General features: G+C 71.5%; 19 protein-coding genes and 1 pseudogene. 8 read left to right on the forward strand and 12 right to left on the reverse strand.

Features of this window, described 5'->3' with window-relative positions:
• Nucleotides 1-26 precede the first annotated feature (26 nt).
• A complete protein-coding gene (locus AKJ13_RS10475) occupies nt 27-641 on the forward strand; it encodes a septation protein A (protein WP_050733290.1) in 615 nt (204 codons plus the stop codon).
• 3 nt (nt 642-644) lie between these two features.
• Here the strand turns inward: AKJ13_RS10475 and AKJ13_RS10480 are convergent, their stop codons facing one another.
• From AKJ13_RS10480 to AKJ13_RS10495, 4 genes are all read right to left on the reverse strand, one after another.
• Nucleotides 645-1,253, reverse strand: a complete 609-nt coding sequence (locus AKJ13_RS10480; RefSeq protein ID WP_050733291.1) for a DsbE family thiol:disulfide interchange protein — start codon at nt 1,251-1,253, stop codon at nt 645-647.
• Nucleotides 1,250-1,393: a heme exporter protein CcmD gene (gene ccmD, locus AKJ13_RS10485; protein ID WP_050733374.1), complete on the reverse strand. Its 144-nt coding sequence runs from the start codon at nt 1,391-1,393 to the stop codon at nt 1,250-1,252. Before ccmD ends, AKJ13_RS10480 begins: the two co-directional genes overlap by 4 nt.
• Before the next feature lie 10 nt (nt 1,394-1,403).
• Nucleotides 1,404-2,201: a heme ABC transporter permease gene (locus AKJ13_RS10490; protein ID WP_050733292.1), complete on the reverse strand. Its 798-nt coding sequence runs from the start codon at nt 2,199-2,201 to the stop codon at nt 1,404-1,406.
• 91 nt (nt 2,202-2,292) lie between these two features.
• Complete coding sequence (locus AKJ13_RS10495) at nt 2,293-3,222, reverse strand: AraC family transcriptional regulator (RefSeq protein WP_050733375.1); 930 nt, start codon at nt 3,220-3,222, stop codon at nt 2,293-2,295.
• A gap of 117 nt (nt 3,223-3,339) precedes the next feature.
• Here AKJ13_RS10495 and AKJ13_RS10500 point away from each other — a divergent pair, with 117 nt between their 5' ends.
• A complete protein-coding gene (locus tag AKJ13_RS10500) occupies nt 3,340-4,332 on the forward strand; it encodes an SDR family NAD(P)-dependent oxidoreductase (RefSeq protein ID WP_050733293.1) in 993 nt (330 codons plus the stop codon).
• A gap of 968 nt (nt 4,333-5,300) precedes the next feature.
• Nucleotides 5,301-5,747: a hypothetical protein gene (locus tag AKJ13_RS10505; protein WP_144426229.1), complete on the forward strand. Its 447-nt coding sequence runs from the start codon at nt 5,301-5,303 to the stop codon at nt 5,745-5,747.
• Nucleotides 5,748-5,750: 3 nt separating this feature from the next.
• Here the strand turns inward: AKJ13_RS10505 and AKJ13_RS30330 are convergent.
• Nucleotides 5,751-6,384, reverse strand: a pseudogene (locus tag AKJ13_RS30330) (IS5 family transposase).
• Between the two features lie 300 nt (nt 6,385-6,684).
• Here AKJ13_RS30330 and AKJ13_RS10510 point away from each other — a divergent pair.
• Together AKJ13_RS10510 and AKJ13_RS10515 are read left to right on the forward strand one after the other, a co-directional pair.
• Nucleotides 6,685-7,371, forward strand: a complete 687-nt coding sequence (locus AKJ13_RS10510; RefSeq protein WP_050733295.1) for a hypothetical protein — start codon at nt 6,685-6,687, stop codon at nt 7,369-7,371.
• A gap of 35 nt (nt 7,372-7,406) precedes the next feature.
• Nucleotides 7,407-7,718: a hypothetical protein gene (locus AKJ13_RS10515; RefSeq protein WP_007561941.1), complete on the forward strand. Its 312-nt coding sequence runs from the start codon at nt 7,407-7,409 to the stop codon at nt 7,716-7,718.
• Here AKJ13_RS10515 and AKJ13_RS10520 read toward each other — a convergent pair whose 3' ends face one another.
• Nucleotides 7,719-8,468, reverse strand: a complete 750-nt coding sequence (locus AKJ13_RS10520; RefSeq protein ID WP_050733296.1) for a methyltransferase — start codon at nt 8,466-8,468, stop codon at nt 7,719-7,721.
• Nucleotides 8,465-8,689 carry a DUF2007 domain-containing protein gene (locus tag AKJ13_RS10525; RefSeq protein ID WP_050733297.1) on the reverse strand — a complete coding sequence of 75 codons (225 nt, stop codon included), beginning with the start codon at nt 8,687-8,689 and terminating at the stop codon, nt 8,465-8,467. The genes AKJ13_RS10520 and AKJ13_RS10525 overlap by 4 nt, the downstream gene beginning before the upstream one ends.
• Nucleotides 8,690-8,857: 168 nt before the next feature.
• On the opposite strand from AKJ13_RS10525, the gene AKJ13_RS10530 reads away from it, so the two are divergent.
• On the forward strand, nt 8,858-9,877 hold the full coding sequence (locus AKJ13_RS10530; protein ID WP_050733298.1) for a polyprenyl synthetase family protein: 1,020 nt from the start codon (nt 8,858-8,860) through the stop codon (nt 9,875-9,877).
• On the opposite strand, the gene AKJ13_RS30335 is transcribed toward AKJ13_RS10530, so the two are convergent.
• The 3 genes from AKJ13_RS30335 to AKJ13_RS10545 form a co-directional block, all read right to left on the reverse strand.
• Entirely contained in the window at nt 9,784-10,170 is a 387-nt protein-coding gene (locus AKJ13_RS30335; protein WP_082316914.1) for a helix-turn-helix domain-containing protein, read from the reverse strand. The genes AKJ13_RS10530 and AKJ13_RS30335 overlap by 94 nt on opposite strands.
• Before the next feature lie 212 nt (nt 10,171-10,382).
• The gene (locus tag AKJ13_RS10540) at nt 10,383-11,261 is read right to left on the reverse strand and encodes a methyltransferase (protein ID WP_050733300.1); all 879 of its coding nucleotides are present in this window, start codon (nt 11,259-11,261) and stop codon (nt 10,383-10,385) included.
• 43 nt (nt 11,262-11,304) lie between these two features.
• On the reverse strand, nt 11,305-11,733 hold the full coding sequence (locus AKJ13_RS10545) for a helix-turn-helix domain-containing protein (RefSeq protein ID WP_050733301.1): 429 nt from the start codon (nt 11,731-11,733) through the stop codon (nt 11,305-11,307).
• Between the two features lie 151 nt (nt 11,734-11,884).
• Here AKJ13_RS10545 and AKJ13_RS10550 point away from each other — a divergent pair, with 151 nt between their 5' ends.
• Nucleotides 11,885-13,699, forward strand: coding sequence for a chloride channel protein (locus tag AKJ13_RS10550; RefSeq protein ID WP_050733302.1), 1,815 nt, complete (start codon nt 11,885-11,887; stop codon nt 13,697-13,699).
• 17 nt (nt 13,700-13,716) lie between these two features.
• Here AKJ13_RS10550 and AKJ13_RS10555 read toward each other — a convergent pair whose 3' ends face one another.
• Together AKJ13_RS10555 and glp are read right to left on the reverse strand one after the other, a co-directional pair.
• Nucleotides 13,717-14,592 carry a 4-(cytidine 5'-diphospho)-2-C-methyl-D-erythritol kinase gene (locus AKJ13_RS10555; protein WP_050733303.1) on the reverse strand — a complete coding sequence of 292 codons (876 nt, stop codon included), beginning with the start codon at nt 14,590-14,592 and terminating at the stop codon, nt 13,717-13,719.
• A gap of 66 nt (nt 14,593-14,658) precedes the next feature.
• Entirely contained in the window at nt 14,659-15,897 is a 1,239-nt protein-coding gene (gene glp, locus AKJ13_RS10560; protein ID WP_050733304.1) for a gephyrin-like molybdotransferase Glp, read from the reverse strand.
• 146 nt (nt 15,898-16,043) lie between these two features.
• Between glp and AKJ13_RS10565 the strand changes: the two genes are divergently transcribed.
• The gene (locus AKJ13_RS10565) at nt 16,044-17,198 is read left to right on the forward strand and encodes an aminotransferase class V-fold PLP-dependent enzyme (RefSeq protein WP_050733305.1); all 1,155 of its coding nucleotides are present in this window, start codon (nt 16,044-16,046) and stop codon (nt 17,196-17,198) included.
• Nucleotides 17,199-17,307 lie beyond the last annotated feature (109 nt).

Consider the following 17,307-nt stretch of genomic DNA (forward strand, 5'->3'; position numbering starts at 1 on the left):
GGCCGCATCCGAGCCAACTGACACGCATGCAGATCGAATCCGTTCCCCCCCGCCGCCATCTGCCGCCGCTCGTGAAGCTGGCGCTGGAGCTCGGGCCCCTCGTCATCTTCTTCCTGGGCAACGCCTATTCGGAACGCCTCGGCGTGGCGCCCGACCAGAAGCTGTTCGTGGCCACCGGGGTGTTCATCGCGGCGACCGTGGTGGCGCTGGCGGTTCACTTCGTGCTGGTGCGGCGCCTGCCGATCATGCCGCTCGTCTCCGGCGTGGTCGTGGTGGTGTTCGGCGGCCTGACGCTGGCCCTGCAGGACAAGACCTTCATCATGGTCAAGCCGACCATCGTGAACGCGCTGTTCGGCACCGTGCTGCTCGGCGGCCTCGCCTTCGGGCGCTCGCTCCTGTCGGTGGTGCTCGATTCGATGTTCAGCCTCACCGAGGAGGGCTGGCGCAAGCTCACCTTCCGCTGGGGTCTGTTCTTCTTCGTCCTGGCAGCCCTGAACGAGATCGTGTGGCGGACCCAGACCGAAGATTTCTGGGTCAATTTCAAGGTGTTCGGCATCATGCCGATCACCGTGCTGTTCGCCCTAGCCCAGACGCCGCTGCTCAGCCGCTACGAGCGCAAGGAGCCGCAGCCGGGCGAATAAGGGTCAGCGCGCCTCTGCGACCTTTCCGGCCGCCCGGATCCGCGTGAGCACGCTGGCGAAATTCTCCGGCGTCAAAATGCCGACGAGCTTGTCGCGGATCACCCCGTCCGGCCCGACCACGAAGGTCTCAGGGACCCCGTAGACGCCGAAATCGATCGCCGCACGCCCGTCGGCATCGGCCCCGACGGCGCTGAACGGCACCCCGTGCCGGGCCAGGAAGCGCTGGCCGGCGGCCGGGTTCGGCTCCTTGTAGTCGATGCCGACCAGCCGGATCCCGGGCTCCCGGGCGAGCCGCATCAGCATCGGGTGCTCGACCTGGCAGGGCGCGCACCATGAGGCGAACACGTTGATCACCGTGATCTGGCCCTTCAGGTCGGCGCTGGACAGGCCCGGCACCGGGGCGTCCCCGGCCTTAAGCCCGGGCACCGCCGGCAGGCTGAAGCTCGGCACCGGCTTGCCAATCATCGCGGAGGGCAGGGCGGCCGGGTCGGCGCCCGAGCGCAGCCGCAGGAACAGCACCGCGGCCAGCGCGGCAAACGCCAGCACGGGCACGACCAGCAGCAGCGACCGTCGGACGGGGGGCGGCCGGTCGGTGATGTCGTCGCCGGTCACCGCCGTTCCTCCCCGAAGCCCCTGAGGGCGCGCAGCTGCGCCCGCCGGTCGCGGATGGCGTTGCCGATCAGGCCCACCATGACGAGGGCCGTGAACGCGTAGGCGGCGACGATGAAGCCGCCGTGAGACCCGAGATCCATCGGAAACATCCTAGACCGGCTGCCCGACCGGCATCCCGGCGGGCTTCGGCGCGAGGCGCGGCTGGGTCCGGTCCAGCCGCTCGGCCTCGCGGATCGTCAGCGTCCGCACCCGGCGGCGCATGATCTCGGTGCGCATCGCGTAGAGGTGGAGCGTCGTGCCGCCGAGCGTCGCCGCGCCGATCATGATCAGCAGCGGGTAGAGCATCGACGGGTCGATGGTCGAGCCGCCCATGCGCAGGATCGAGGCCGGCTGGTGCAGGGTCGACCACCAGTTCACCGAGAACTTGATGATCGGCAGGTTCACCGCACCCACGAGCGTCAGGATCGCCACGGCGCGGGCCGCCCGGTTCGGCTCCTCGAGGGTGCGCCACAGGGCGATGATGCCGCAATAGATCAGCAGCAGGATCAGCATCGAGGTCAGGCGCGCGTCCCAGACCCAGTAGGTGCCCCACATCGGCTTGCCCCAGAGCGAGCCGGTGACCAGGCAGATCAGCGTGAAGGCCGCCCCGATCGGCGCGGCGGCGCGCTGGGCGACGTCGGCCAGGGGGTGGCGCCAGACCAGGGTGCCGATCGCCGACAGGCTCATGGCGCCGTAGAAGAACACCCCGAGCCAGGCCGCCGGGACATGGATGTACATGATCCGCACGGTCTCGCCCTGCTGGTAGTCCGGCGGCACGACGAAGAAGGTCAGGTAAAGTCCCAGGCCGACGAGGGCCGCCGACAGGGCGGCGAGCCACGGCACCAGGGCGCCGGACCAGCGCATGAAGTGGCTGGGGTTCGACAGGCGGGTCCAGAGGGAAGGCGTCATCGCGGCTCGGTCTCGGACAGCGTCCCGGCGGTCCGGTCTCGGTCGCGTCATCGCGCCCGAAAAACCGGCCTCCACCTTTTCCGGACGAGCTTTAGCGCAGGGTGCGGTGCAGCAACAATGCGGCCATTCTCCGCCGATACTGCATCGGCGTGCACCGCATATGCCGGCGAAAGGCGGTGCGGAACGCGGTCTCGGATTCGTAGCCGACGGCATACGCGATGGATGCGACGCGCGCATCCGAGCTGCGCAGCCGGTCGGCCGCGAGCTGCATCCGCCAGCCGGCCAGATAGGCCAGCGGCGGCTGCCCCACCACCGCCCTGAACCGTTCCGCGAACGTCGTGCGCGACATGCCGGCGCGGCCGGCCAGCGCCGCGAGCGTCCAGCGCCGCGCCGGCTCGGCATGCAGGGCCGTGAGCGCCCGCGTCAGCCGCGGATCGGCGATCGCCCCGAGCCAGCCGACCGGCCGGCCCGAAGCGAGCCAGAGCCGCAGCACCTGGAGCAGCATGATCTGCGCGAGATGGTCGGCCATCAGGGTGCCGCCGGGCGCGCTCAGGCGCAGCTCGGCCGCCAGCTGCTCCAGCGCCCAGCGCAGGATCGTGGCCTGGTTGGTGGCGTCCCGGACATGCACGATGGCCGGCAACGCGTCGAACAGGAGGCCGGCCGGAGCGCCCTCGAAGAAGAACCGCCCGCCGATCAGGAAGAAGGCGCCGCCGCCGTTGCAGGTCGCGACATTGTCAACCGCCTGATCGTAGATCGTGGCCGCGTCGATCGCCGGCAGCCCGGGATCGGTGGCGAGCCGGAACGGCCGCCCGCGGGTCAGCAGGAAACAGTCGCCGGCCGTGATCCGGACCGGCTCGGCCTCACCCTCCACCGACACCCAGCAGGCGCCGCGCATCACCGTGTTGAACTTGATCCCGTCATGGGCGGGGAAGCGGATCGCCCAGGCGCCGCCGGCATCGAGCCCGGCGCTGAGCACGCTCTGGGGCTTGAGCAGGGATAGCACGTCGGAAAGCGGATCCATGGCGACGACCGGACGCCCGCGTAGGATTCGCGGACGGCGCAGCATGGAGCGTCCGGCACCTCGGGTCGATCATCCCGGGGATACGGCGGCATCGCTTCGCCGCCGCGGAGCAGGACCATGATCGATCACCAGAAGCCCCTCGGATCGGGCTTCGGCCCCCGCAGCACCGCCGCCGACGTCCTGGTCGGACGCGACCTGACGGGGCGGCACGCCCTCGTCACCGGCGGCCATTCGGGCCTCGGCCTGGAGACCACCCGGGCGCTCGCGGGAGCGGGCGCGACGATCCTGGTCGGCGCCCGCGATCCGGACGCCGCTCGGATCGCGACCCAGGCGATCCCCGGAGTCACGGTCGGTGCCCTTGACCTGTCGGACCTCGCGAGCGTCCAGCGTTTCGCCGAGGGCGTCCTGGCCGCCGGCCGGCCGATCGACTGGCTGATCAACAATGCGGGCCTCATGGCCTGCCCGGAGAGAAGGGTCGGGCCCGGCTGGGAGGCGCAATTCGCGACCAACCATCTCGGTCATTTCGCCCTGACCAACCGCCTCCTGCCGCTGCTCCGGCCCGGTGCTCGGGTGATCGCGGTCTCCTCGGCCGGGCACCACCTCTCGCCGATCCGCTGGGACGATCCCCACTTCGCGTCTGGCTACGACAAGTGGCGCGCCTACGGCCAGGCGAAGACCGCCAACGCCCTGTTCGCGGTCCATCTCGACCGGCTCGGCCGGGACCGGGGCATCCGTGCCTTCTCGCTGCATCCGGGGAAAATCCTCACGCCGCTCCAGCGCCACCTGACCCGGGCCGAGATGATCGCGGAGGGCTGGCTCGACGCGTCCGGCGCGCTGGCCGACCCAACCTTCAAGACGCCGGCCCAGGGCGCCGCCACCCAGGTTTGGGCCGCGACCGCGCCGCTGCTCGACGGGCTGGGCGGCCTCTATTGCGAGGATTGCGACGTGGCCGTGCGGGCGGAAGCGGCCAGCGAGCCGTTCGTGGGTGTCAAGGCCTATGCCGTGGATCTCGGAGCGGCTGAGCGGCTCTGGGCGCTATCCGTTGACCTGACCGGGACCGGGCTTTTCGGACTGTCCGGTTGTCCCGCCTCCGGATCGCGTGAGGCGTGACGCCATCTGCCAGGGGGATTTCTATCTTCCTCCGGCAGCGCCTGGGCATAGCGAGGCGGGTATTCTGGTCCCTCAATGACTTAAGAGCGGCGCGCATGGTCAGCCGTCTGTCAGAGATCGGGCGTCGTGGGGGGCACCGGTTCCGGGAGGCGGCTTCGCGCGCCATCAAGGCCCTGGGTAGATGCAGGCGGGTCCGTCCGTGGGTCGGCGATGAGCTAGTCCCCTGGACAGGGCTGGCCGGGCCGAGGATGGGGGTGCGCGACGTTCGGCCCGCCCGAGGCCTATGTCTACGAGCACAGGCAGGGCTGCTGGCGCCTTGGGCCGTGTCCCTTGCCGAGCATCTGCGATAGCCGGCGCTATACCCGCCTTGCGCGAACCGCCGTTCGTCGCGAGGGGACGGCGACCGACTCCACGGCCGGGCCAGGTGGATCTGGGCGCGCCCGGTTTCGGAAGATCAGCTCGCACAACGAGTTTCAAAGGGTCTGCCCCCGACGCGATCGCTCAAGCTGCCCGCGCAAGATCTCTGAAGATCTCTGAAGCGGACCTCCGGAATCTGATTGCCACGCGGCGCCGGGCGGCGAACGCGACGCGGTCGGTCGGTCCCGGGCGCGCAGCTTTTCATGACGGCTCAGCCATGCGCCGCCCGGACAGCCACGAGGCCGGCCTCGCGGCTGTCCGGGCGCGGTTCGTGCGCGCACCTGTTGCGGCAGGATGCGCGTCGGAACGCCGGTGACCGCACGCGACCGAGCCGGGCACAGCCGCGATAGCCCACGCGCGGATGCCGAATATTTCATCTGAAGCGCGGTTCCGCGGACTTGTCATGGCGATGCAATCCCCGCGGCGGCAAATCGACGTGCCTCTGCGGCGTAGATCGGTGGAATAAAGTCCAGTGTCGCACACAATCGTAGTCGATACGGGATCGCCCGGAGGCGGTGATGCGACGGTCTAATTCTAAGATGGAATTGAATATGACTAAGACCTGGTCAAAAATCGGATATCGCGTCTGCATGTCTTCGATTGCTGCGATCTGCGCGCAATTCTGGCTGACGGATACCGTTTATGCCATGGACAGGCGTATAAAATCTCTGCAGGCCTATTCCATTACCTTGGGCCTGACTCGCGGCATTGCCTATTTCACGGATCAGAGAGACGGATTTCTGCTCGTCGTCACGACGGCCGCGGAGGGTGGGGCGGCCACGCGATTTGAGACTCTGCTCGGAACGCCCGAACAATCCGTCACGCTCTCGGCGCCCCGCGCTGCTGGCCAACCGGCGATGCATGTGACGTTCACCCGGTCGGCTGACGGTCTTCGGGTTTCCAATGACGAGCCGGACGTGGAGTCCGCCCTTTCACTTTCCGAGCCGGAGGGGGCAGCGACATCTGGCAATTATCTTGCTGCGCACAACAACCATTGAGAGTCAGGGACAAGACCTTTCGAGCTGTGCCCTACAGATGAGGGCACAGGCGAGCGTGGGGAAGGCGAGGTGGAGGCCGGCGCGCCGCGCGTAGCGGATGGTCAGCCGGCGGAAGCGGGCGACCACGGCGGCCGGTGCGTACCCCCGGCACCGCGTCGCGGGTAGCCGCCAGCATACGACTGTCGTTGCAGTTGGCCCCCGGTGAGGGTCAGGCCGAGCGGCGTACCCCTGGCGCCCACGACGAGGTGGCGCTTTGTGCCCGGCTTGCCCCAGTCCGTCGGGTTCGGCCCCGTTGCGGAACCCCATTTTTCGCCGGCAGGCTCACGCCGTCGAGAGCAGCGCGCGACCGATCGAGCGCGTCCGCATCTTGAAGTTGCTCCAGCATCGCGCGACGCAGGCCCGCCCAGAAGCCAGCTGCCTGCCACGCGCCCAGCCGCTGCCAACTCGTCTTGCCGCTGCAGCCGACATGGGAACGCGGCAGATGCTTCCACTGCATGCTGGTGCGCAGCACAGGGATGATCCCCGCCGGTGCCACCCGATCCGAGGCGCGTGGCCGGCCACCTTTCGGCTTCTCAGGCTCGGATGGCAGCAGCGGCTCAATCCTCGCCCAGCGGTCGTCGGGTACGAGAACGTCCATACCTGGCCAACCCGCTCACCGCGGTTTTGTCTCACGCTTTGAGCCCCGAAGCACATCCGAACGATCGCACCATCACCGCCCCCGCCTCAAGCCGATCGACCCTGCGACCGAACCGTCTCCGCGTGCCCGCGGCACGCCCGCACGCACTGACGCAGCCCCCCAATCGACAGGGCGAACGCGCCGCAACCCTTGCGCACGCCCCCGCGATCACGCATATACGGTGAAACAAAACAGGAACAAAGAGCGTCGCCGTAGAAAGCTGTGGATGACGCAGCTGTCTCACACCGGAACGAGCCCCGCATGCGAACCGCCGACAAGCAGATCGCCGACATCCTGGTGCGCTACGGGGAGCCCTTCGGGGGCAACGTCTGGCGCGTGCAGGGCACGGCTGTGATCTATCACAAGACCCTGGAGCGCATCGCCGCGCAGGCCGGGATCGTGTTCGACCCGCCGACCATCATCCGGGCCGAGCGTGACGAGGCCGTGCTGCTGGTGACCGGGCGCCTGCCCGGCGCCAAGGCCGGCGCGAAACAGACGCCCGACCGGATCGAGTGGTCGATGGGCGAGGCGCTGGTCAACGTGAATTACCGCGTCTCGGGCAAGCAGGCGGCCTACGTCTACGCCATGGCCGAGAAGCGCGGGAAGGACCGCGTCATCCTCAAGCTGATCGAGCTCCACGGCCTGGTCTACTCGGAGGAGGAGGCCGACGAGTTCCGCGCCCAGCTGCCCACCGTCCGGGCGGTGGACGAGGATTTTGAGGAGGCCCAGCCCTTCGACGAGGTCACTGAGGCTGAGGGCGACCTCAAGCGCCGGATCGACGAGGCCGAGACCATCAACGCGGTGACCGACCTGATGCTCGACGGCGCGACGCAGGCGATCCTGGCGGCGATGCCGCCCGGCACCCGCGACGAGGTGCGCGACTACGCCAAGGCGCGCCTCGTGTCCCTCGGCTGGCCGAAGCGCACCGGCCGCCGCAGCGCCGCCTGAACCCCCATACCATCCCCCAACCGCAGGAGACCGCCATGCATCGCGCGCCGAGCCGCCGTACCCTGAAGGCCCGCCGGGACCATCACCGGAACTGGAGCATCGAGACCCTGTCCTACAGCCCGACCCGGATCGTGCGCTTGGGCGAGGAGAAGGTCGCGATCCTGTTCCCGCCGGTGGAGCCGGGGGCCGAGTGGCAGCTCTACCCGCATCCCGACACGTTCCCGGGGCTCAATTTCGACGGGCTGCCCGAGCCCCTGCGCCCGGAATTTCTGGGGTTCTCGGATCTGCCCGCCGTCGAGCGGTTCCTCGGCATCGGCGACGTGGCGCCGACCGCTTTGGCGGCCTGATCAGGCCGGCGGCCAGGGGGCGCCCCGGTGGAGCGCCTCGGCCTCCGGGGCGAAGGTCCGGGGATCGTCACCGTGCAGCACCAGGGGCGGCCGCAGGCTCGTCGGGGCCCGGCTGCCCCGTGTCCCGGCGATCAGCACCCGGATCGCCGGGGCCTCGGCTCTGGCATGGACCGGGCGGATCGCGATCCCGCCGTAGCGGCCCTGGAGCACCTCCAGGCAGGCCGGGAGGGCATCTGCCCGGTGGATCAGCCCGAACCGCCCCCCCGGCCGCAGGATCGCCGTGCAGGCGCGGATCCAGAAATCCAGGCTGCCCTCGGGGAATGTGTGCGCCGTCGCCTTGCCGGGATGCGGGGACGGGCGGTGGCGGCCCGCGGTGAAGAACGGCGGGTTGGTCAGGACAAGGTCGAAGCTGTCGGGCTCCAGCCCGGCGGCGCGGCGCTCGGCCGCGGCGGCGAGCATGTCCGCCTCGATCACGGTCGCGTCGAGTCCGTTGAGGGCGGCGTTCGCCCGGGCGAGCCCGGCTAGGTCCGGATCGCGCTCCACCAGGGTCGGGCGGCTGCCGGGGTTGAGCGCGGCGCAGGCCAGGCCCACCGCGCCGGTGCCCGCGCCGACGTCGCAGAGCCGCTCCCCCACCGCCGGCGCCAGCCATCGGGCGAGCAGCACCGCGTCGGTCCCCGCCCGGTGCGCCCCCCGTTGCGGCTGGTGCAGGCGCAGGATCCCGCCCAGGAACGCGTCCGGCGCATCGCTCACGGGTCGCGCAACTCGTGGGCGAGCCCGGCATCCTTCAGCAACCGGCGGGCCTGGGGTGCCCAATCCCCCGGCACCATCAGCCGCTGGCCGAACGCCCCGATCGAGCCTTCCATCACGCTCATATGGGTATCGGCCACCAGGACCGGGATCTCGGCCGCCTCGAGCACCGCGCGGGCGAAGCCGATCAGAACCGGGTCATTCGCAGAAATCAGCACGATCATCGCAATTCTTCGGCGGGAGGCCGGGCTTCCGGCGCATTCGTCGCGTTCGCTGCGCAGGCTCCCCGCACCATATCCCAGCGGCGCCGATGTTGCGGCGCCGCGAGGCGCGTGCGAAGGGATCGCCCGCTCCCCGCGGGGGAACCGGACTGGAGGTCGCGGATCTTGGGTATGGCCCTCTCCATCGAGAATCCGAAGCCCGAGGCCGAGGCGGGGCTGAACGACCTCGTCGCGCTGGTGGCGGACGGCATGGCGCGGGTCAACACCACGATCCTGTCGCGGACCGGCTCTGACGTGGCGATGATCCCTGAGGTGGCTAACCACCTGATCGCGTCCGGCGGCAAGCGCCTGCGCCCGATCCTGACGCTGGCCTGCGCCAAGCTCTGTGGCTATGCCGGCGACGCCGACGGGGACGTGAAGCTCGCCGCCAGCGTCGAGTTCATGCACACCGCGACCCTGCTGCACGACGACGTGGTCGACGAGAGCGACATGCGCCGCGGCCGCGTCGCCGCCCGGATCAAGTGGGGCAACGAGGCCTCGGTGCTGGTCGGCGACTTTCTGCTCGGCCAGGCCTTCCGGATGATGGTCGAGGTCGGCTCCCTGCGGGCGCTCGACATCCTGTCCGCCGCCGCCACGGTGATCGCCGAGGGCGAGGTGATGCAACTCACCAACGCCAAGAACCTCGAGACCGACGAGGCCGCCTACCTGGCGGTGATCCGCGGCAAGACCGCCGAGCTGTTCGCCGCCGCCTGCGAGGTCGGGCCGGTTCTGGCAGGCCGGCCGAAGGCCGAGCAGGACGCCGCCCGCGCCTACGGGATGAATCTCGGCATCGCCTTCCAGCTCATCGACGACGTGCTCGATTACGGCGGTACCTCGGCCGCGCTCGGCAAGAATGTCGGCGACGATTTTCGCGAGGGCAAGATCACGCTGCCGATCGTCCTGGCCCACCGCCGGGCAAGCGAGGGCGAGCGCGGCTTCTGGCGGCGGACCCTCCAGCAGGGCGAGATCGGCGCGGACGACCTCGGCACCGCCCTCGACCTGCTCCAGCGCCACGGCGCCCTGGAGGAGACGGTGGCCCGCGCACACCATTACGGCGCTCAGGCCCGCGCCGCTCTGAACATCTTCCCGGACGGGCCCGTGAAGGCCGCGCTCGACGGCGCGGTGGAGTTCTGCGTCGCCCGCGCGCGCTGAGGCGGCGGCTCAGGCGGCGTCCTGCAGAGCCCTCGCGGGTCCGGTGGTGAAGCTGCGCCGCGATAGGCGGTGGGCGTCACGCCCAAGAGGCTGCGGAAATGGCTGCGCAGGGCCGGCGCGGAGCCGAACCGGACCAGCCGGGCGATCTCGTCCACCGAGCGGGTCGTCTCCTCGAGCATCGCCCGCGCCTCGGCCAGCCGCTCGGCAATGAGCCAAGTCCCCGGCGCCTGGCCGGTGGCGTCGCGCACGTGGCGGTGGAGGCTGCGCAGGCTGAGCCCGGCCTCGGCCGCCATGCGCTCGATTGTCCAAGTCTAGCCGAGCTTCTCACGCACGCGATCGAACAGGAGCCCCAGCTTGGCGCCGACCCGCCTCGGCACGGGCCGCTGGACGAACTGTGCCTGACCGCCGTCCCGATGAGCATGGACCACCATGCGGCGGGCGACCCGGTTGACGATCTGCGCTCCCGGCTTTCGCGGCGTGCCCGTTCAGATAGCCGTCGGCGGCCTCACGGCGCACGGGTGGACAACCACCAATCGCCGCCATCGTACCAGCAGCTCGCATCGGGCTTCTCGCCGAAGCGGATCGCGCGGACGGCCATCAGCGGCCCCCGGGCGAAGGCCTCCGACAACCCCTCCGTGTCAGCCTCCGGCAGGCCCTGCAGGGGAATGAAGACCGAGGGCGAGACGAACCGGGCCGGCCATGCGGCGGCACCGGCGACCTTGCAGATCAGCAGCATGCCGCCCCGTCCGTAGCGAGGCTGGAGCGGGAATAGCAGCCGCCCGTCCGGCCGTAGAACATCGAGCCAGACGCGCGCCGGGCGCGGTGCGCCGGCATTGACGTAGATCGCGTCGGCTTGCGGCAGCCCGTCCGACGCGCCGGAGCGCGCCTCGACCCGGGCCCAGGGCCAGGGCGCCAGGTTGCGCGCCGTCCGCTCGGCAAGATTGGGATCGATCTCGAAACCGTGGACCTGGCCCTCCGGTCGGACCAGATGGGCGAGCAGCGCCGTGTAATAGCCGCTGCCGGTGCCGACCTGGATCACGGTCTCACCAGGCTGGGGCGCTAGCGCGTCGAGGCACAGGGCGTGCAGGCTCGGTTGGCCGATATTGATGGAGCGGGCGGCGTCGAGAGCGACCAGCACATCCTGGTAGAGAAACGCCGGATCGTCGTCCGGGGTCGTCACGTAGGGCGACCCGCGGTCCCGCGACCGCCAGACATTGGCGGCCAGGATCGACCAGGGACCCGGCCCGGCGAACGGCTCGCGCGGGACCGCCGCGAAGGCCTCCTCGATACGCCTGTCGGCTGCCGCGCTCTGGCCCGCCACGAGGGACGCGTAGAAGCCGCGAAGTTTGACGCTGTGCGCGTCCGAACCGACTCGATCCGCCATCCGGTCACTCCATGCGGGAGGAAACCAGCGGTCCCGCAGCGCGTCAAGATGCCGCGGGTGTCAGCGCATCGGCTAGAGCTGGCGCCAAGCCGCGCAGCTCCTCCAGATGTGCCGCGGTCAGGGCCCGCAGCAACGCTTCGGCCCGGAGCGTCAGCGCGAGCTCGCTGCGCCGGCGATCCTGGATCGACCGCTCCTTGGTCAACAGGCCGCCTTCGACCATCCGGGCGACCAGCTCGGCCGCGCTGTGTGGCGCGATCAGGAGCTGCTCGGCCAGCAATCCGACCGTCGGCGGCGCGCGGCCGGCATGGCCGGCCAGGGCCAGGAGGGCCTGGTGCTGCTGGGGCGGGATACCGGCCCGGGCTGCGGCCGCCTCGCTGAAGGCCAGGAAGCGCCGCAGTCGATACCGGAACTCGGCCAGCGCGGCGTACTGCTCTTGAGAGAGCGACCCGGTCTCAGGATCGTCGGCGTCCATGGTTGTCTTCCGGCCGCTCCCGCGCGGCGCCCAGCGCAACCGCGTACCGATCCATAGGCGCTCGCCGTCCCCGTCGCACCGTCGCGCAGACGTGCGGTCATTTAATATATCGTATCACGATGTAATTAACCGCAGGCGGTTGGAGGATCGGATGGACGGCGGACCAGGGATCGAGCGTTCGAAAGAAAGGCCCCTGCGGCGGGCGCTCGGCGATTTCAGCGCGGATCGCCGCGTGCTCACCTTGGCCGGGCTGGCGGTGATCACCGGCACGGCGGCCTCCGGCACAGCCTGGATCCTGCTGACCCTGATCGGTCTCGTGACCAACGCCGTCTGGTACGGCCGGCTCGACACCGCACTCACCTCCCTGGCCGGCGCGACGCCCGGGCCGTGGATGATCGCGATCCCGGTGATCGGCGCGCTGATCGTCGGCGTGATGGCGCGCTACGGCTCGGAGAAGATCCGCGGCCACGGCATCCCGGAGGCCATGGAGGCGATCCTGATCGGCGGCAGCCGGATGTCACCGAAGGTGGCGGTGCTCAAGCCACTCTCCTCGGCGGTGGCGATCGGCACCGGCGGCCCGTTCGGCGCAGAGGGACCGATCATCGTCACGGGCGGCGCGGTGGGCTCGCTGTTCGCGCAGTTCTTCCATCTCAGCGCGGCCGAGCGGAAGACCCTGCTGGTGTCGGGCGCCGCCGCCGGCATGACGGCGATCTTCGGGACGCCGGTGGCGGCCGTGCTGCTCGCCGTCGAAGTGCTGCTGTTCGAGTGGCGGCCGCGCAGCCTCGTGCCGGTGACGGTCGGGGCGGTGACGGCGGCCTGCTGGCGCCCAGCCCTATTCGAGGCCGGCCCGCTCTTCCCCTTCGCCGACAACCCGGCCCTGCCGTGGTGGGGCCTGCCCGCCTGCGCCCTGCTCGGCGTCGCCTGCGGACTGATCTCGGGCGTGCTGACCCGCGCGCTCTACGCGCTGGAGGACGGGTTCGGCCAGCTGCCGATCCACTGGATGTGGTGGCCGGCCCTCGGCGCCCTCGTGGTCGGCCTCGGCGGCCTCGTGGAGCCCCGGGCGCTCGGCGTCGGCTACGACGTGATCCGCGATCTCCTCGCCGGGCATCTGGTGGCTGGCGCCGTGCTGACGATCCTGGTGGTGAAGGCGGTGATCTGGCTCGCGGCCCTGTCGTCGGGCACATCCGGAGGCGTGCTGGCGCCGCTGCTGATCCTGGGCGGCGCCATCGGCTGGCTGATCGGGCTCGTTCTGCCGGGCGCGCACGGCTTCTGGGCGCTGCTCGGCATGGCGGCGATGCTCGGCGGGACCCTGCCGGCGCCGCTCACAGGGGTGGTGTTCGCCGTCGAGGTGACCGGGGACGTCGCCGCCCTGGCGCCGCTGCTCGCCGCCACGATGGCGGCCTATGCGGTGACCGTGCTGCTGCTCAAGCGCTCGATCCTCACCGAGAAGATCGCCCGGCGGGGCCAGCACGTGACCCGGGAATACGGCATCGACCCCTACGACCTCGCCCGGGTCGAGGCGGTGATGACCCGCGCGGTCGAGACCCTCGACGGAGAGCTCTCGCTCGGCGAGGCCCTGGCGGCGATCAGTGCCGGCGAGCATCACGCCTATCCGGTGGTCGACAGCGCCGGGCGGCCGATGGGGCTGGTCACGCGCAACGATGCCCTGCGCTGGACGGTCGAGACGGGGGAGGGCGACGGGCCTGACGGCACCCTCGCCGAGCGCGTCTCGGATGCCGACCTTGCCGTCGTGCATCCGGGCGACGTGGTCTCGCACGCCCTCGACGTAATGCTCTCGGCCGGGCAGGGGCGCCTGCCCGTGACCGATCCGCAGAGCGGCGCGCTGATTGGGCTTCTCACCCGCAAGGACCTCTTGCAGGTGCGCGCCACGACGGTCCGGGCCGAGGCCGAGCGCCGGGCGTATTTCCGCCGCGGCCGGGTGCGCGCCGGTACGGCCGGGAGCTGACGGGAGCCGTCCTTCGCTCAGCGCAGGAAGGTCGGCGCCACCCACCAGCCCGGACGCGCGGCCCGCAGAGTGGCGGCCGCCCGCACGGCGGCGCGCCGATCGGTGAACAGCGCGAACACCGTCGCGCCCGAGCCCGACATCCGCGCCAGGCGGCATCCGCCCCGGTCGCGCAGGGCCGCCAGGGCCTCGCCGATCACCGGGGCGACCGTGAGCGCCGGCGCCTCCAGATCGTTCCGGGCCGGGGCGAGCGCCGCCACGAGGGCGTCGGCGCCGAGCCCCTCGGCGATCGCGGGATGCGGCGCGCCGTCGAGCCTCTGGCCGACTGCGAGGCCCAGAGCCTTGAAGACCGGGGCGGTCGGCACCGGCACGCCGGGATTGATCAGCACCGCCGGCATCGGCGCGAGACCGAGGGCCGGGCCGATCGCCTCACCGGCGCCGCGCATCATCCGCGCCCGCGGGTCGAGGCAGACCGGGACGTCGGCCCCGGTCTCGCGCGCGGCCGCGATGACGGCCGGGTGGTCGAGCGCCAGGCCGTTGAGGCACGCGAGCAGCCGTAGGCCGGCGGCGGCATCGGAGGAGCCCCCGCCGATCCCGGCCGCGACCGGCAGCCGCTTGACCAGATGGAACGCGCCCATCCGCAGCGACGGCACCTTCGCGGCGAGCGCGCGGGCGGCGCGCAGGACGAGGTTGTCCTGCGTCGGGCCGGCGGGACCGGCGGTCGGGCCGCTGACGGTGAGGCCGAGCGGTGCGTCGGGGTCGAGGGCCAGGCGGTCGGCACTGCCCGCGAAGGCCACCAGGCTCTCCAGTTCGTGATAGCCGTCGCCGGCGCGCCGCCCGAGGACGTGGAGCGTCAGGTTGACTTTGGCGGGGGCGCGGTCGGCGAGCAGGGACACGGTGTCTCGAACAGGGCGGCGTGATCGGGCTTGACGCTCTACAGGCTCGAGAGAGGGAACAACAGCTCAACTCCAATCGCCATGCGGTCGATACGGCAGGGCATCGCCGACTCGCACGGCGCTCAGATCCTCGGCCAGCTCCACCAGCCCGTCGCTGGCCGCCAGGCCGGACAGGGCGCCGCCGGGCGCCGGCACCGCCTCGGGTACGCCGTCCGCTCCGGCGCGAAGGCAGACGCGCAGATATTCCCGCCGGCCCGGACGCTTCTCCCGGTCGAAACCGCTGCGGATGGTCAGCGTCGGCGCCGCGTCGTGCGCGCCCGAGAGATGCAGGACCAGGGGGCGGAGCACGGCGAGGGCGGTGACGTAGGCGGCGGCCGGGTTGCCCGGGAGGCCGGCGAAGGGGGTTCCCGTCACCTGGCCCAGAGTTACCGGACGGCCGGGCTTGATCGCCAGCCGCCAGAAGGTCAGGGCGCCCGAGGCCTCGACGGCTGCGCGGACGTGATCCTCCTCGCCCACCGAGACGCCGCCGGTAGTGAGGATCAGGTCATGCGCGGCGGCGGCCGCTTCGAGGCGCTGGCGCAGGGGGCCGGGCGCGTCGCGCAGGATGCCGAGATCGACAGGTTCGGCGCCGAGCCGCCGCAGCAGGGCGGCCAGCATCGGCCGGTTGGCGTCGTGGATGCCGGCGGGCGGCAGCTCGTGGCCGGGCGGGGTCAGCTCGTCGCCCGTGGAGAAGAGCGCCACCTTGAGCGGCACCCGCAGGCGCAGCGCGGGCAGGCCGAGCGCGGCGGCGAGCGCGAGGTGGCGCGGCCCCAGCCGCGTCCTGGCCGGGATCGCGCGGCTGCCGCGGGCCACATCCTCCCCGGCGCGGCGGCGATTGGAGCCCGGGGCGAGGCCGGCCGGCAGGATCACGGCGTCGCCGTCGAGCCGGACATCCTCCTGCATCGCCACCGTATCGGTGCCCGGCGGCATCGGCGCCCCGGTGAAGATCCGCACCGCGAAGCCCGGCCCGGGATCGGCCGGCGCGTGGCCGGCCGGGACGCGGCCGCCGAGCGGCAGCCGGGTCTCGCCCGCCCGCGCAAGGTCGCCGGCCCGCACCGCGTAGCCGTCGACCGCGGCATTATCGAACGGGGGGAGATCGATCGGGGCGATCAGATCCTCCGCCAGCACACGCCCGTCGGCGCGCTCGACGGGGACCGACTCGATCCCCGACAGGATCGGCAGCCGCGCGCGCAGCAGCGCCACCGCCTCGGCGACCCGCATCGGCGCGGGCCCGGCATCGAAGCAGTCGCGGCTCAGGCGTCCCATCGGGACGCGATATCGGTCTTGGGTAGGGAGCAGGTCGGCACGGTTGCCTCGCGGGGCTGTAGCCTGCCGGCTTGCGGCATCGGGGCTGAGCGATCAAGTCCGGACCATGGCGGCGGCCCGCGCGATCTCCTACGGTCCCGGCCATCATGCCGCGCGTCGAACCGATTCCCAGCCAGCGCCACCTGTTCGAGGTGCCCGCGGATGTCGTCTACCTGGATGCGGCGGCGTGGTCGCCACTGCCGCGGGCCGTGCGGGCGGCGGGCGAGGCCGGGATCCTGGTGAAGAGCCAGCCCTGGACCTTTCCCCGGACGGCGATCCCGGCTCTCGCCGAGCGGACCCGCGCGGCGGCGGCGCGGCTGATCGGAGCGGGCATCGACGACGTGGCGATCGTCGGGTCCGTGAGCCACGCTATGGCGACGGCCGCCCGCAACCTCGCCCCTGCGCCGGGCGGCCGGCTGCTGCGGGTGGCCGACGAGTTCCCATCCCTGCGCTACGCCTTCGACCGGCTGGCGGAAGCTCATGATCTCGTCGTGGAGGAGGTCGCCCGGCCGGCGGACGGCGACTGGACGGCGGCCCTGCTGGAAGCCATCCGGCGCCCCGCGGCGAAGCCCCTCGCCGTCGCCACCCTGACGCCCCTGCACTGGACCGATGGCGGCTTGATCGATCTCGACCGGCTCGCTCCGGCGGTGCGCGACACCGGCGCCGCCCTGGTGATCGACGCCACTCAGGCCGTCGGGGCGATGCCGGTGGACGTCGCCCGCTGGCGGCCCGATTTCCTGGCCTTTCCAACCTACAAATGGGCGCTCGGCCCCTACGGCGTCGCCTTCCTGTACGCCGCGCCCGGCCGGCAGGACGGGGTGCCGATCGAGGAGCATACCGGGAACCGGTCGCCGGTGGCCGGAGCCCGACGCTACGATCGCGGCGAACTGAACGATCCCGTGGCGCTCTCCATGGCGGCGGCGGGCCTGGACCTGATCGCCGGGTGGGGCATGCCGGCCGTCGCGGCCAGGCTGCGCGACCTCACCGACCACCTGGCCGAAGGCGTCGCGGGGCTGGGCCTGGCCGTCGTGCCGGAGCCTCTGCGCGCGGGCCACATCCTCGGGGCACGGCTGCCCGGGGGCCTGCCCGGAAACCTGGTGGATCGTCTGCAGGAGGCAAACGTTTTCGTGAGCGAGCGGTCAGGGGCACTGCGCCTGAGCCCCCATGTCTGGGCCGACGCGGAGGATGTCGCCCGCTGCGTCAGCGCACTCGGACACGTTCTCGGCCGCGGCGCCGGAGACCGAACGGACGCGCAGGGTTGAGAGTTTCCGGGCCGTGCCCGGGCGAATGCGGATGCCGTCCCGGACCCCGCCCCTAGATGACCGGATCGAAGCGCGGCCGTCGTCACCGGAAGAAGGCCGCCCCACACCA

The sequence above is a fragment of the Methylobacterium sp. ARG-1 genome (assembly GCF_001262595.1).
GTDB lineage: Bacteria > Pseudomonadota > Alphaproteobacteria > Rhizobiales > Beijerinckiaceae > Methylobacterium > Methylobacterium brachiatum.